We start from the raw sequence: 13,476 nt of genomic DNA, 5'->3' as shown, positions 1-13,476 counted from the left end.
CACCCCCAGAATAACTGGCATTGAATGCATCGGACTTCGATAAGAGTGCAACCCCAAAATCTGCCGATTTATACGGAAAGGAAACCCGTATAAATCCGGTTCATGGCGCTTGGCGGGCGGCCGTATAGACGGAGAGCTAATTCTTTTCTCCGAACTATGGAAGACAAACCCACCGCGCTGCCTCCGCAGCACCAAGACCAACAGCCCGGCCTCGAAACCGAGATGACGCCCCAGCCCGAATACATCCGGGCCAATTACAAGGGCAGCGATAAGCTCCAGGGCAAAGTGGCCCTCATCACGGGCGGCGACTCCGGCATTGGCCGGGCCGTGGCCGTGCACTTTGCCCGCGAAGGCGCCGATGTGGCCATCACCTACCAGCCCGAAGAAGAAAACGACGCCTCCGCCACCCGCCAGCTGGTGGAAGCCGAAGGCCGCCGCTGCCTCACCCTGGCCGGCGACCTGCGCGAGGCGGGCTTTTGCGAAAGCATTGTGAGCCAGACGATGCAGGAGCTGGGCAAGCTCAACATTGTGGTAAGCAACGCGGCCGAGCAGTTCGTGAGCACCGACGTGGCCGAGCTGCCCAACGAGCAGTTCGAAGACACCTTCCAGGTCAACTTCTTTGCCATGGTGCGGGTGGTGAAAGCCGCCCTGCCGCACCTCACGGAAGGCGATTCCATCATTGCCACTTCCTCCATCAACGCCTACCGCGGCAACCAGCAGCTGGTCGACTACTCGGCCACCAAGGGGGCCATCACGGCCTATATCCGCTCCATTGCGCAGCAGCTGGCGGAGAAGAAAATCCGGGCCAACTCGGTGGCGCCCGGCCCCATCTGGACGCCGCTCATCCCGGCCAGCTTCCCGCCCGAGAAGGTGGCCAAGTTCGGCCAAGACACCACCATGAAGCGCCCCGGTCAGCCCTCCGAAGTGGCGCCCGCCTTCGTGTTCCTGGCTTCGGAAGATGCGTCCTACATCACCGGCCAGGCCATTCACCCCAACGGCGGCGAGGTGCTCAACACCTAGCGCCATTTCGCAATCAGCATACTCAGTTGCACGACGAAGTAGCCTGAACTCGGAAGCTCGGGCTGCTTCGCACTTTTCAAAACCATCATGCCATGCCGCTGCACCCTGAATTAGACAAGAAGCTCAGCAAAATTTTCGAGCCCAAAACGACTATCAACGATGTGTTTAAGGGCTACGACATCACTTTTACCACCAACGAGCACGGCGAGCCCGTGCTGTTGTTTTTCGGCAAGCGCCGGCCCGACGGCCTCATTGCCGGCGAGCGCTACACCCGCACCATCAAGCGCCAGCCCGGTAGCCTTGAAGTGAAAGCGAGCCATTGGGACAACCAAGGCAAGATAATGCGCTAGGCACTCCTGGCGTATTTGCCAATGAAAAGGGCCCGAAGCAGCCGGTATCAGCTGCCCAAGGCCCCAGCACATCACCGCTTTTGTAAAGCTTGCAGCGAAACGCTCCTTTGTTTTTACGGCAAACGGCAACGTTGAATGACGCCAGAAATACGGGTTTGCAGTTCCGGAAAACCCGTATTTGTTGCAATTAATGACAAGAAAAAGCCCGTCATGCCGAACGTAGCTGCGGCATGACGGGCTTTTTCTATCTACTCACTCACCGAACTACCCACAGCGCCACTCGCCGTTTTGCAGCCAGCAGTCGGTGGCGGCGCTGCCTTCGCGTAGCACCCAGTTGCCGGGGCGGCCCTGCCATTCGAGGCGGCCGTCGGGGCCGGCGGTGCGGGCAATGTCGAGGGAACGCACGTCGAGCACTTCGGTATCGGGCGATACGTGGTGCACGCGCAGGTGCTCCACGTAGTCCAGCGTGAGCATGCCGGCGTCGAGGCAGCTGGGATGCAGGGCCAGGTTGTGGGCCGGCGAGGCCATGGCGGCTGAGGGGTAGAGCAGCCCGTCGAAGGCCTGGCCCAGCTGGCAGGCTTCGGCTACGGCAATGGAGAGGCGGTAGTGGTGGCGGTTGTCGTCGGCCACGGTGCGGGTGAAGGTGCGGGTGAGGAAGGCGGCCAGCTCGCGGGTTTCGTCGGGCAGCTGGGCCAGGGCGTAGCGTAGGGCCCTTTCGCGGTCGGAGTGGGGGTCGTCGGCGCAGTTGTCGGCGTAGCCGAAGCTGAGGATGCAAAGCGGCTGCTGCGTTTGCCAGCGGCTGATGACGATGCCGTCGCCGGGCTGCACGTGGGCCTCGAAAAACGGCGGGTGCCAAGTGGCGCTGCAGTAAAACATGGGCGCCCCGGCGCGGTTGGCGCGCTGGTCGTGGTGCACCCGTTCGGCCGGGGGGTACGACACGTCGGCCAGCCCCGCGGGCAGCTCCTCGCACAGGATGCCGCGGTAGAGCAGCCGGCCGGGCGCCAGCGTGAGGCAGCGCAAGGGCTGGCCTTCGAGCAGTTCGCGCACGCGCTGCACCAAATCATCGATGGAGTGGCGCCGCAGGTCGAGGTGGCGCAGCGAGGCCAGGCGGCGCTTGATGGAATCAGCAGCGGAAACGGGGGCGTCGGGTTTCATTGGGAAGCGGGCGGGCAGGCCCGATTCGGCGCGCCAGGGCGCTTTTTCGGGCGGCCTTGTTTACGCCGGCGTTGCCGGGCCCGTTAGGCGCCACGCTCGCCGCTTGCTCGTGGCACGGCCAATGAATGTCCGCCGTAACCAGCTATATATTATGGTGTTACAAGCGGGTCAGGAGGCCCAATATGGCAAAAGCAGCGTTTGTAAATACGGATTATTCCTCCCGCAAATCAGCATTTTTCGCGCGGAAGGAAGTACCCGTCTTTGGCGAGCCGCCGGCCCGGAAGCCGCGCAGGCTGAACCAAGGGCCCACTCAAGATTTGCCTCTCAGACACATGCGCTGAGTCCGGTGGCAGCACATGCCGGAGCGGCGGGCCCGGGAAGTGAATTACCGTGTTTGTGCTTACGTGTTTCCTGATGCAAATACGTATTTGTTGCGCCGCTTGCCCTTCATTATCAATCGTATAAACGGCAACTCTTTCCAATCCCATTTCTAACAAGCATATCATGCACAAAACATCTTTCCGGCTCGCATTACTGGGCTTCGCCCTGGCGGGCACGCAACTAGCGGCCTGCAGTGGCAGCGGTAGTGGTTCCGAAACCGGTGCCGGCGGCTCATCCGACGGCATGAGCAATACGACCACTAACAGCACCGACTCCAGCGCCTATTCCAACGGCAGCGGCTCGACCACCGACGGTGGCGCCATGAGCGGCAGCGGCGGCACCAACAGCGGCAGCGGCACCACGGCGGGCATGGGCGGCACGGGCGGCATGTCGGCCGGCACCAGCGGCACCTCTACCGGTGGCGCCACTACCGGCAGCTCCAACGGCGGTACCTCGGGCAACACCACCGGCGGCGCCGGGGGCGGCGCCACCACGGCGGGCGGCAGCACGTCGGGCAGCACCGGCGGCAGCACGTCGGGCAGCACCGGCGGCTCTACCAGCGGCCAGTAGTTCGTAGCTCCAGCAGCTCCCGGCACCTCCTTTGTTTTTCCTGTCCGTAATCCCTTTCCACACTTTTCAACCCCAATTTATGAACAAGCACATTGTCCGGCCGCTTCGCGCGGCTGCCTTCCTGCTCGGCCTCGGCCTGGCCACCACGGCGCACGCCCAAACTACGGCGGGTGGTAGCACCTCGGGTTCTACCAGCGGCACCTCGGCCGGCTCTACCAGTGGCTCGACCGGTGGCAGCACCACCGGCTCGATGGGCTCTACGTCGGGTTCGATGGGCTCCACTTCCGGCTCTACGTCGGGTTCCATGGGTTCTACTTCGGGCTCGTCCGGCCGCAGCCGGGGCTCGATGGGGTCCACCTCCGGGTCGGGCTCGATGGGCTCTACGTCGGGTTCGGGGTCAATGGGTTCGACCTCGGGTAGCGGCTCCGGTCGCTCCACCTCGGGCAGCCGCCGCAGCAAGAGCGGCCGCAGCACCTCGGGCAGCACCAGCGGCTCGAGCACCAGCGGCTCGAGCACCAGCGGCAGCACTTCGGGCAGCACCACCCGCTAGGGGCTAGCATCGCTCTGCTAAGTACCACAGGCAGGCTCCATCAGGGGCCTGCCTGTTTTGTTTCAGAAAGGTGAGGCTGGCCCCGCAGGCGTTACGCATATTACGCAGCCGGCCTCCGTAGTTCTCCGCCGCATCCTCGTTGAAAGTGCGTAAATTGAGCCTGGAGGCGGCTTTTGCTCATCCAAGCATCGCTCTTTGGCGTTTAAAAAGGACTTGTTAGCCAACCCGGCTGGCAGCATTTTCACCGTCCTTTCTGAGCTATGAAACCCACCCTCAAACCCATCAGCCGCTACCTGGCGGCCGACCCCCAAACCGTACGCAAGGTCCGCCGTGCCCAGGCAGCCTACACCTTCTTCGAGGGCCTGCCCGGCGAACGCGACCACGACTACCTGCCCGCCCCCTTGCCGCAGCCGCGGCGCCTGGCCGAGTTCGGACGCCCCGGACTTTGAACGAAGGGAAATTGCTGTCGGGTCGAGCGTTCTGCTTGATGCGCCGAATGCTCGACACCATAGGCTTTAACTGTCACGTTTTTCGCGCCCGTTGTCATGCACACCCAGCTGCTTGCCGAAATCAACGACGCCATCCGAGCCTACTGCGCCCAGGCAAAGACGCTCACGCTCACGGCCACCGACTTCTACGATTGGCTTGCTTCGCTGCCCCCCGCCCGGCAAGCGGCGGTGCGCCAGCGCGGCCTGCGCGCCTGCCGCGCCGAACCCGAGTTTCTGCGCTTCTGCCTCGAATGGCGCGGCATCGACCTGTGGAGCTTCATGGCCGCTAAGCTTTCCCTCGCGGCCTTCGACCTTTGGACGGCCACCGGCCAAACGGCCGCTTACCGGGCCTTGCCAGCGACGGCACACCGGCCCTCGGGCGTTTCAAATTCCCCACTCGCCAGCACCCGACAACTGGGCACTATCTGAGATTTTGCCGCAGTCCGACGGCCGTCGGCCCTGGCTTGGTCGAAGCCTAACGGTTTTTTGATTGCCTTGCCGCGCGACATGGCAATTTTTGTGCGATGGGTCGTGTTTCACTTGCCAAACAAGTAGAACTGCAGATTACTTCGCCTATGCTTTTGTTTCTGAATTCCCTGTTGCTCCTGACTGGCTTGCTGCAGGGCCCCGGGGCCCGGCCCGCTGCGGCCGCCCGACCCGCCGCCGCGCCCATTCCGTGGTCGGCCACGCGTCCCCTCACGGTAGCCGATTTCCTGAGCCGGCCCGGCCCCTCCGAGCGGCTGGCTGCTCTCACCACTTCCGATATCAAAGCCAACGCCGCGTGCCGCGACTTCGTGTTCACCGGAACCGTGCGCGCCTCCTTCGACCCCAACACGTCCTGGATTCGGGACCCCGCCACCCTCACGCCCGCGCTGCTGCGCCACGAGCAGTTGCACTTCGACCTCACCGAGGTCTACGCCCGCCTCATGCGCCAGAAGCTGCTCGTGTTTCAGGCGCGGGCCGACTGCGCCAAGCTGCAGCCGGCCTTCAACAACCTCACCAAGGGGGTATACGACCAGTGGGACCGGGAGCAGAACCGCTACGATGCCGAAACCAACCACGGCCTGAACGCCGCCAAACAGGCCTACTGGGAAAAGCAAACCCAGGTGCGCCTCGAGCAGCTCAAGATGTTTGCCGTGGAGTAGATTGATGGCCCGTCATACCCAGCATTCTGCGCATCAGGCAGAGGACCGAGGCATCTTGCGCGCAGCAGTAAACCAATCGACTGGAATTATTATTGCACGCGAGATGCCTCGGCAGCTCTCGGTATGACGTTCTTCAGTCTTTACAAACATGGATTCTCCTTCCACCTCCCCAGCCTCTTTAACCTGGGCCGAATTTGAGCGCGTGGACCTGCGCGTGGGCACCATCCTCGAAGCCCGGCCTTTTCCGGAAGCGCGCCGCCCGGCCTATCAGCTGCTGCTGAATTTTGGCCCCGAAATCGGCCTGAAAAAATCCAGCGCCCAAATCACCCACCACTACACGCCCGAAACCCTGGTGGGACGGCAGGTGCTGGCGGTGGTGAACTTTCCGCCCAAGCAAATCGGCAAGTTCCGCTCCGAAGTGCTGGTGACGGGCTTTGCCGATGCCGAGGGGCACATTGTGCTGGCCGCCGTGGCCGGCCCGGTGCCCAACGGCAGCCGGCTTATTTAGTCAGTCCGGTATTGGCCGCAGGCGGTGGAGGGGCGGGCGCGGCGGCGGCTGGCGGCGGCACAAATTTCGCCTGGCGCTGCGTCAGGGTGTCGACCACGGCGCTGTAGATTTCGCCGAGGTCCTTGCCGTGGGTGCCGTAGTAGCGGTAGCTGCGCTGGAAAGACGAGTCCGACACTTCGCGGCTCCAGAGCAGGTCTTTTTCCTGCGCCTGGAAAAGGGCGCGGGCCGAATCGGGCGGCAGGCGGCTGTTTTCCACCCGGGCTTCCAGCACGTGCAGGTCGGCCAGCAGGCGTATCATCTTTTCTTTGGGCACCAGGTCGGGCGGCACGGGCACGTCTTCGGGACGGTCGCAGGCGGGCAGGGCCAGCAGGAGGGGGGCCAGCAGGCCCAGGCAGCAACGACGGTAGGTTCTCACGCCCGCAAAGTTACGCGTACCAGTGGTCAGTGATTAACGGTTAGTGATGAACTTTGAGGCCTGTCCTCCCAGTGTCTGCGTCGCTGTAAAATTGTCACTCATCACTCACCACTCACCACTAGTGACCACCCCTCTCTCCGACCTGGTGCGCCGCCTGCGCCACCTCGAAATCCGCATCCGCAAAGCGGTGGAGGCCCAGCTGCAGGGCGATTTCCACTCCGTGTTCAAGGGAACGGGGCTGGAGTTCGACGACGTGCGCCTCTACCAGTACGGCGACGAGGTGCGCGCCATCGACTGGGCCGTGAGCAGCAAAGGCCACGGCACCTTCGTGAAAACCTACAAAGAGGAAAAAGAGCAGCAGGTGCTGGTGCTGCTGGACGTGAGCGCCTCCCTCGACGTGGGCGACGGCCAGCGTCGCAAGCTCGACGTGGCCCGCGACATTGCCGGGCTGCTGGCGCTGTCGGCCGCCCGGCAGGGCTCGGCGCTGGGCTTGTTCGCGTTTTCTGACCAAAAGGAGCTGTACCTGCCGCCGGCCAAGGGCGCGCGGGCGGCGTATGCACTCATCAACCGGCTGTTTTCGCTGGTACCGGCCTCTCTGGGCACGGGCGTGGGCGCGGGCATCCGGCAGGCGCTGGGCCTGCTCAAGCGCCGCACGCTGGTGGTGCTGATTTCCGACTTCATCGATGGCAACTACGAGCGGGAGCTCACCATGTTGGCCCAGCGCCACGACCTGATAGTGGTGCAGTTGCGCGCCCCGCGCGAACGGCAGTTTCCGGCCCTGGGCATCGTGCCCCTGCGCGACGCCGAAACCGGCCAGGTGCGCTGGGTCAACACGTCGTCGGCCGATTTTCGGGCCCGCATCGAGTCCGGCGCCGACCGCCAGGAAGCCGAGCTGGTGAACCTGTGCCGCCGCACCCGCACCGGTTTCCTGCCCCTGAGCACCGAGGGCGACTTTGTGCCCCAACTGGTAAACTTGTTTCGGTACCGTCAACAGTTTGGCCGCCGTGGGTAAGGTAATGGGGGCTTCGAGTCTAAAAAAGAACGTCATGCAGCGTGCAGCGAAGCATCTCGCGTGCAGAGGTAATTCATTCGATGGAAGAGGATTACTTCCTCGAGCCAGATGCTTCGCTGCGCGCTGCATGACGGCAGGTTTGTTATTGCTGCCACAGCTTGTCCCGACTGCCTCCGCCCAGCCGGCCCCACTGCCAATTCCCCAGGGCCGCTTCCTCAAGCCCACCGTGCTGGTGGGCGAGCCGCTCGACTATGAACTGCGCTACGAGCACGCGCCCGGGCTGGAAGTGGTGTTTCCGGATTCGCTGGCCCGTTTTGCGCCGTTTGAGTACGCAGGCAAAACGTATTACCCCACCCGCACCCGTGGCGACGTCAGCCTCGACCGTGCGGTGTACCACCTGCGCACCTTCCAGCTCGATTCGGTGCAAACCCTGGCCCTGCCCGTGGCCGTGCTGCAAGGCCAAGACACCCTGAGCGTGCTGCCCCCGCCCAGCCGCGTACGCCTGCGCCGCACTGCGCTGGTAGCCGTGGGAAAAGACCTGCCCGCCCTGCGCCAAAACTTGGCCCTGGTGCCCGTGGAGCCCGCTTTTAATTATCCCTACTGGATTGCGGGCGCGCTGGCCGTGCTGCTGCTGGCGGCGGGCAGCGCCGCGCTGTTTCGGCGGCGCCTCACGCGGCGCTACCAGGCCTACAAGCTGCGCAAAAACCACGGCTACTTCCTGGCGCAGTTTGCCCGCCACGTCGAGCGGTTCGATTTGTCGCGCTCGGCCACCAACGTGGAGCGGGCCGTGGTGCTCTGGAAAAACTACCTCGCCGGCCTCGAAAACAGCGGGCTCAACTCCTTCACCACCCGCGAAATCGTGGCGTATTTCGAAAACGACGCCGACGTGCGCAAAGCCCTGACCGCTACTGATAAGGTGATTTATGGCAATCTGCAAAGCGAAGACGCCAAAGAAGTAGACCGCGCCTTTCAGCGCCTGCGCGGCTTTGCCGAGCGGCGGTACGCGGCCGTGGTGGGGTAGTAAGGGCCAATAAAGCCGGTCATGCCGAGCGCAGCCGAGGCATCTCGCGTGTGCAGCGCAATTCTTTCGATTGGATTACTGGAAGCACGCGAGATGCCTCGGCTGCGCTCGGCATGACGTTCTTTTTGCTTAAGGCACTTCCTACCTTCGCCCTTCGTGAACGACCTTTTCAACCTCTTACGCTACGCCACGCTGGCCAGCTACCAGTGGCAGCACCCCAAGCTGCTGCTGCTGATTGGGGCCGTGCCGCTGCTGTTTCTGCTGCGGCGGCTGCTGGCGCGGCGCCGGCCCCGGGTGGGCGTGGCCTTCGGGCCGGGCGAGGGCGGGCGCGACTGGACGGCGGCCCTGCGCTTTGTGCCCGACGTGCTGCTGGGCTTCGCGCTGGCTTTTGCCATTGTGGCGGTGGCCCGCCCGCAGCGCACCGACGAGCGGGTGGAGCAGTCGGGCCGCGGCATCGACATCGTGCTGGCCCTCGACGTGTCGGGCTCCATGGAAATCCAGGACCTGCGCCCCAATCGCCTCGAAGCCGCCAAGCGCATTGCCACCGACTTCCTCAAAAGCCGCGTGGGCGACCGCCTGGCCCTGGTGGCCTTCGCCGGCGACGCCTATTCACTGGCGCCCCTCACCACCGACTACGACCTGCTGCGCGAAAACCTGGCCGGCCTGCGCATCGGCATGATTGCCAACGACGGCACGGCCATCGGCTCGGCCCTGGGCGTGGCCGTGAACCGCCTGCGCGAGTCCACGGCCCGCTCGCGGGTGTGCATCCTGCTCTCCGACGGCGAAAGCAACGCCGGCAGCCTCGACCCCTTGCTGGCGGCGCAGCTGGCGCACGCCTTCGGCATTCGCCTCTACACCATCGGGCTGGGCAAAGACGGCTTTGTGCCCTACGGCCAGGACGACAACGGCAAAACCCGCTACGTGCAAACCCGCCTCGACGAAACCACCATGCGCGAGCTGGCCGCCGCGGCCGACGGCCAGTTTTTCAGGGCCACCGACAACGGCGCCCTGCGCGCGGTATTCAGCCAAATCAACCGCCTCGAAAAGTCCGAAATCAAGCAGCTGCGCTTCCGCAACACCAAGGACTTTTACCGGCCCTACCTATGGCTGAGCATTGGCTTGTGGTTGGCTTGGCTGGCGCTGAAAAGCACGTTTCTGAGCAACCCGCTGGAAGACTGAGGCTGGCAGAACGTGTACCCCGAAGCTCTGCTTCGGCCCGCGTAATAACTTCAGGCATTTGCCGCGGGCCTGGTCCAAAGCGCCGCCCCATGTGAGTTGCAAAGCCGCCCATAATACCCTGCGTGGGCCGAAGCGGAGCTTCGGGGTACACGTTCTGCCGGCGCGCGGCCTTATTTTTGCCAGAACAGCCCGGCTCCATTCCTCTCCTGGCTGCCTTTCATGAACAAAAGCCTGTTGGCTCTTCTCAGCACGGCGTTGCTGATAACGCTGGGCAACTTTTCCGCCCGCGCCCAGGGCCACATCATGCGGGTGCGCCTCACCGACGGCGCGCCCACCCTCAACGCCAACCTGCCGCGCGACTACACCGACCGCACCTTCATCAAGGGCCTGGCCATGTACCGCAACAAGATTGAGGACCTCACCGGCTGCCTCATCCTGCTCGAAGACCGCGACAAGGCCAGCATCATCGGCCAGTACATCAAGCCGGGCGAGCCGCCGCTGCGCAACCAAGCCCTGGCCGACGTGCTCTACAGCTCTAAAATCAGCACTGCCTTCAAGATGAACGGCAGCTACATGGTGGCTTCGGTGGCGGCCAGCCATGCCTCCATCGTGGAGCTCATTATCACCGATATCGCCGGCGTGCTGGTGCCCGAACCCGCCGTGCCCTACCTCGACATCTGCCGGGCGGCCAAAAACGTGGCCCCGGAGCTGAAAAAGCGCATCTATTACATCCGCTCGGCCAAGCTTTCCAGCGTGCACAGCCGCGTGTACCAGGAAGTGGGGGCCGAATCGGGCGTGTCGGGCACCGTTTTCAGCGCCGGGGGCAAGGTGTACAGCAGCTCCGACCAGTTCAAAACCGACTACGTGGTGAGCGTGGACCTGGTGAGCCTTAACAACCTGCTGCTCACCAAGAATTGCGACAACCTCATCAGCAGCAACGAGCTGGCTGGCCGCCTGCAGTCGGACCGCGCCCGCCAGGACGCCGACCGCGCCGAGCAGGAACGCCGCCAAAAGGAAAGCGAGCTGAAAACCGCCAAGGCCGAAGCCGACGAGCTCAAGCGCAAGGTGGCCGAAATCCAGGAAAACCTGAAAAAGCAAGCCCTGACCACCGACGAGTACCGCCACCAGGTAGAAGGCCTGCGCCGCGACCTCGTGGTGGCCCAGCAGCGCGTCAACCAGGTCAACATCGAGTTCAAGCAGGCCGAAAGCAATACGAAAGTGGTGCAGGCCAGCTCCGAGCAGCAGCAACAGGCCCAAACCCGCACCGCCGCCGCCACGGCCGCCCCGCTGGTGCAGAAATCCGACGTGAGCGTGATTTCGGAAGTGAAAAACCTCTCGGAGGAGGAAGTGAAGAAAATGGGCTTTAAAGAGATGAAGCAGTAAATACTGCCGGTGTCGTTCGGGGGCCTCACCCCCTGACCCCCTCTCCCAAAGGAGAGGGGGCACCGGTTTTGCGCAAAGAGTCGTCTGGCTCCCCTCTCCTTTGGGAGAGGGGCCGGGGATGAGGCCCCACGCCCGAACGACGCGTATGGGCTTATCCGCAAACATCCCCTAATCCAAAATGATATGTCCATCGCCACTAACATCCACCGCATCAACGCCGAGCTGACCGGCACGCCCGCCCGGCTGTGCGTCGTCACCAAAACCCACCCCGTCGAGAAGCTGCAGGAAGCCTACGACGCGGGCGCCCGCTGCTTCGGCGAAAACCGGCCCCAGGAAATGGCCGCCAAGCAGCCCCAGCTGCCCGCCGACGTGGAGTGGCACCTCATCGGCCAGCTCCAAACCAACAAGGTGAAGCTACTGGCGCCTTTCGTGCACACCATCCAAAGCATCGACAGCGCAAAGCTGCTGCGCGAAATCAACAAGCACGCCGCCGCTAATGGGCGCGTAATCAACGGCCTGCTGCAATTCCACATCGCGCAGGAAGAAACCAAATCCGGCCTCACGCTGGCCGAGGCCGAGGAAATCCTGCGCTCCGACGAGTACCAGCAATTCCAGCACGTGCGCCTGACCGGCGTGATGGGCGTGGCCACCTTCACCCACGACGAGGCCCAGCTGCGGCACGAGTTTCAGCAGCTGCGCGGCTACTTCGAGCACCTGAAAGCCACGTATTTCGTGGCTGATGACGCTTTCCGGGATATTTCCATGGGCATGAGCGGCGACTACCCGCTGGCCGTGGCCGAGGGCAGCACGCTGGTGCGGGTGGGCAGCGCCATCTTTGGCAGCCGGGGCTAGGGGTGTTGGCGCGCTGCGAACCTCTGCGTTCTCTTCTGCGCCCTCTGCGGTGACCGGCGCCAGAACAGCCGCTCAAGCGCAACGCTAGAAATTCGCCTATCTTCCGCCTCTCGTCCGCCGCCCCGCCCACCCATGCCCGCCACCACCGCGTCCTCGCCTCCGCCGCCGGCCATTCAGGCCAACCAGCACATCTACGACGACTATTTCCGGGAAGAATTCACGCAGACCTTGGATGAAAACATCCTCCAGTTGCTCGACCGGGTGTGGTTTCGCTCCGAGCTGGTGGGATTTGAGAACTTCCCGCAGCGCAACAACCCCGACCGGCCGCTCATTTTTGCGTCCAACCACTCGGGCATGGCCTTTCCTTGGGATGCCATCGTGGCCTTATCGCACCTGTGGCGCTACCTGCCCAAGCACGAGCGCATGAGCGACCTGCCGCGCCCGCTCTCGGCCCCGCTGCTCTCCCAAACGGCGCTGATGAACCCCTACCTGGTAAAGGATTTCTGGAAGAAGTGCGGCTGCGTGGATGCCACGACGCTGAATTTCGAAACCATGATGTACTACCAGGACCACAACCTGATGCTCTACCCTGAGGGCGTGCCCGGCATCGGCAAGGGGTTCAACCGCAAGTACGAGCTGCAGCGCCTGGCCACCAGCATGGTGCGCCTGGGCCTGCAGCACGGCACCGACATCGTGCCCTTCTACACCATCAACGCCGAATACCTCAACCCCTACGCCTACAGCTTCGACCCCATCAACCGGCTCACCAAGAAAATCGGCATCCCGTTTTTGCCGCTCACGGTGTTGCTGCTGCTGGTGCTGGTGCAGCCCTGGGCCTTCTACTTGGCCCTGCCGGCCAAGCTGGTCTTCGTGATGGGCACCCGCATCCGCCCGTCGGACCTGACCGATAAAACCGTGGACGAGTTGAGCCGCGAGGAATACCTGGCCCTGAGCGAGCAAATCCGCCAGCAGATGCAGGCCGAAATGGACGTAGCCGTCAAAAACCACGGCCAAAAGCCTTACCGCTGGCGCGAGCTCTGGCAGCGCATGAAGGAAAACCGTCGCTTCTTCCCGTTTTTCCTGCCCTTCGCCTGGCCGGCCGTCTTCACCGAGTTCGAGCGCCTCTACGTGAAAGAAGGCCGCCGCAGTTTCCGCATGCAGCTCGACCGGCCTGGCGCCTGGCTGCGCATGCTCTGGCGCAACCCCATAACCCTGGCCTATTTCATCCCGTTGTTAGGGTGGATTCCCTTGGCAATCAAAGGATACAAAGGCAATAAGCTAGGCGAGAAGCCGTAGTTTAATCGCCTGAAATCGCCTGTCATTCTGAGCGTAGCGAAGGACCTTATCAGGTTTGAACAGCTAGTGGCAGCGGTTAACAACTGCACACGTGATAAGGTCCTTCGCTGCGCTCAGGATGACAGTAGGTTCTATCGATTCTTCCTCCCCA

At 63.3% G+C, this 13,476-nt stretch carries 16 protein-coding genes; 14 read left to right on the top strand and 2 right to left on the bottom strand.

Features of this window, described 5'->3' with window-relative positions; all coding sequences use genetic code 11:
- Nucleotides 1-156 precede the first annotated feature (156 nt).
- Entirely contained in the window at nucleotides 157-1,020 is an 864-nt protein-coding gene (locus MTP16_RS21090) for an SDR family oxidoreductase (protein WP_243513498.1), read from the top strand.
- A 92-nt stretch (nucleotides 1,021-1,112) separates the two neighbouring features.
- Nucleotides 1,113-1,370 carry a hypothetical protein gene (locus MTP16_RS21085; protein ID WP_243513497.1) on the top strand — a complete coding sequence of 86 codons (258 nt, stop codon included), beginning with the start codon at nucleotides 1,113-1,115 and terminating at the stop codon, nucleotides 1,368-1,370.
- Nucleotides 1,371-1,634: 264 nt separating this feature from the next.
- On the opposite strand, the gene MTP16_RS21080 is transcribed toward MTP16_RS21085, so the two are convergent.
- Entirely contained in the window at nucleotides 1,635-2,525 is an 891-nt protein-coding gene (locus tag MTP16_RS21080) for an RES domain-containing protein (RefSeq protein ID WP_243513496.1), read from the bottom strand.
- A 504-nt stretch (nucleotides 2,526-3,029) separates the two neighbouring features.
- Between MTP16_RS21080 and MTP16_RS21075 the strand changes: the two genes are divergently transcribed.
- The 6 genes from MTP16_RS21075 (at nucleotide 3,030) to MTP16_RS21050 (ending at nucleotide 6,167) form a co-directional block, all read left to right on the top strand.
- Nucleotides 3,030-3,476 carry a hypothetical protein gene (locus MTP16_RS21075; RefSeq protein WP_243513494.1) on the top strand — a complete coding sequence of 149 codons (447 nt, stop codon included), beginning with the start codon at nucleotides 3,030-3,032 and terminating at the stop codon, nucleotides 3,474-3,476.
- A gap of 79 nt (nucleotides 3,477-3,555) precedes the next feature.
- Nucleotides 3,556-4,026 carry a hypothetical protein gene (locus MTP16_RS21070; RefSeq protein ID WP_243513492.1) on the top strand — a complete coding sequence of 157 codons (471 nt, stop codon included), beginning with the start codon at nucleotides 3,556-3,558 and terminating at the stop codon, nucleotides 4,024-4,026.
- Between the two features lie 260 nt (nucleotides 4,027-4,286).
- Nucleotides 4,287-4,475: a hypothetical protein gene (locus MTP16_RS21065; RefSeq protein WP_243513490.1), complete on the top strand. Its 189-nt coding sequence runs from the start codon at nucleotides 4,287-4,289 to the stop codon at nucleotides 4,473-4,475.
- A gap of 96 nt (nucleotides 4,476-4,571) precedes the next feature.
- Nucleotides 4,572-4,943 carry a hypothetical protein gene (locus MTP16_RS21060; RefSeq protein ID WP_243513488.1) on the top strand — a complete coding sequence of 124 codons (372 nt, stop codon included), beginning with the start codon at nucleotides 4,572-4,574 and terminating at the stop codon, nucleotides 4,941-4,943.
- 152 nt (nucleotides 4,944-5,095) lie between these two features.
- Nucleotides 5,096-5,659, top strand: coding sequence for a DUF922 domain-containing protein (locus tag MTP16_RS21055; protein WP_243513486.1), 564 nt, complete (start codon nucleotides 5,096-5,098; stop codon nucleotides 5,657-5,659).
- Nucleotides 5,660-5,807: 148 nt separating this feature from the next.
- Nucleotides 5,808-6,167 carry a tRNA-binding protein gene (locus tag MTP16_RS21050; protein WP_243513484.1) on the top strand — a complete coding sequence of 120 codons (360 nt, stop codon included), beginning with the start codon at nucleotides 5,808-5,810 and terminating at the stop codon, nucleotides 6,165-6,167.
- Here MTP16_RS21050 and MTP16_RS21045 read toward each other — a convergent pair.
- On the bottom strand, nucleotides 6,160-6,582 hold the full coding sequence (locus MTP16_RS21045) for a DUF4296 domain-containing protein (RefSeq protein ID WP_243513482.1): 423 nt from the start codon (nucleotides 6,580-6,582) through the stop codon (nucleotides 6,160-6,162). The two genes, MTP16_RS21050 and MTP16_RS21045, sit on opposite strands and share 8 nt — an antisense overlap.
- Before the next feature lie 121 nt (nucleotides 6,583-6,703).
- Here MTP16_RS21045 and MTP16_RS21040 point away from each other — a divergent pair, with 121 nt between their 5' ends.
- From MTP16_RS21040 to MTP16_RS21015, 6 genes are all read left to right on the top strand, one after another.
- Nucleotides 6,704-7,594 carry a DUF58 domain-containing protein gene (locus MTP16_RS21040; protein ID WP_243513481.1) on the top strand — a complete coding sequence of 297 codons (891 nt, stop codon included), beginning with the start codon at nucleotides 6,704-6,706 and terminating at the stop codon, nucleotides 7,592-7,594.
- Nucleotides 7,595-7,721: 127 nt separating this feature from the next.
- Nucleotides 7,722-8,615, top strand: a complete 894-nt coding sequence (locus tag MTP16_RS21035; RefSeq protein WP_243513480.1) for a hypothetical protein — start codon at nucleotides 7,722-7,724, stop codon at nucleotides 8,613-8,615.
- Between the two features lie 156 nt (nucleotides 8,616-8,771).
- On the top strand, nucleotides 8,772-9,794 hold the full coding sequence (locus MTP16_RS21030) for a VWA domain-containing protein (protein WP_243513479.1): 1,023 nt from the start codon (nucleotides 8,772-8,774) through the stop codon (nucleotides 9,792-9,794).
- Nucleotides 9,795-10,013: 219 nt separating this feature from the next.
- On the top strand, nucleotides 10,014-11,177 hold the full coding sequence (locus MTP16_RS21025; protein WP_243513477.1) for a hypothetical protein: 1,164 nt from the start codon (nucleotides 10,014-10,016) through the stop codon (nucleotides 11,175-11,177).
- 183 nt (nucleotides 11,178-11,360) lie between these two features.
- Nucleotides 11,361-12,029: a YggS family pyridoxal phosphate-dependent enzyme gene (locus MTP16_RS21020; protein WP_243513476.1), complete on the top strand. Its 669-nt coding sequence runs from the start codon at nucleotides 11,361-11,363 to the stop codon at nucleotides 12,027-12,029.
- 132 nt (nucleotides 12,030-12,161) lie between these two features.
- On the top strand, nucleotides 12,162-13,325 hold the full coding sequence (locus tag MTP16_RS21015) for a lysophospholipid acyltransferase family protein (RefSeq protein WP_243513475.1): 1,164 nt from the start codon (nucleotides 12,162-12,164) through the stop codon (nucleotides 13,323-13,325).
- Nucleotides 13,326-13,476: the final 151 nt, after the last annotated feature.

The organism is Hymenobacter monticola, assembly GCF_022811645.1.
GTDB classification, from domain to species: Bacteria; Bacteroidota; Bacteroidia; order Cytophagales; family Hymenobacteraceae; genus Hymenobacter; species Hymenobacter monticola.
The sequence above is the reverse complement of the archived record's forward strand: the minus strand, read 5'-3'. Positions and strand labels throughout refer to the sequence as shown.

Coding starts and splice junctions, on each gene's coding strand:
- MTP16_RS21075 (WP_243513494.1), top strand. CDS start 3,030: ATGCACAAAACATCTTTCCGGCTCGCATTACTGGGCTTCGCCCTGGCG.
- MTP16_RS21020 (WP_243513476.1), top strand. CDS start 11,361: ATGTCCATCGCCACTAACATCCACCGCATCAACGCCGAGCTGACCGGC.
- MTP16_RS21085 (WP_243513497.1), top strand. CDS start 1,113: ATGCCGCTGCACCCTGAATTAGACAAGAAGCTCAGCAAAATTTTCGAG.
- MTP16_RS21035 (WP_243513480.1), top strand. CDS start 7,722: ATGACGGCAGGTTTGTTATTGCTGCCACAGCTTGTCCCGACTGCCTCC.
- MTP16_RS21070 (WP_243513492.1), top strand. CDS start 3,556: ATGAACAAGCACATTGTCCGGCCGCTTCGCGCGGCTGCCTTCCTGCTC.
- MTP16_RS21065 (WP_243513490.1), top strand. CDS start 4,287: ATGAAACCCACCCTCAAACCCATCAGCCGCTACCTGGCGGCCGACCCC.
- MTP16_RS21015 (WP_243513475.1), top strand. CDS start 12,162: ATGCCCGCCACCACCGCGTCCTCGCCTCCGCCGCCGGCCATTCAGGCC.
- MTP16_RS21060 (WP_243513488.1), top strand. CDS start 4,572: ATGCACACCCAGCTGCTTGCCGAAATCAACGACGCCATCCGAGCCTAC.
- MTP16_RS21090 (WP_243513498.1), top strand. CDS start 157: ATGGAAGACAAACCCACCGCGCTGCCTCCGCAGCACCAAGACCAACAG.
- MTP16_RS21025 (WP_243513477.1), top strand. CDS start 10,014: ATGAACAAAAGCCTGTTGGCTCTTCTCAGCACGGCGTTGCTGATAACG.
- MTP16_RS21080 (WP_243513496.1), bottom strand. CDS start 2,525: ATGAAACCCGACGCCCCCGTTTCCGCTGCTGATTCCATCAAGCGCCGC.
- MTP16_RS21050 (WP_243513484.1), top strand. CDS start 5,808: ATGGATTCTCCTTCCACCTCCCCAGCCTCTTTAACCTGGGCCGAATTT.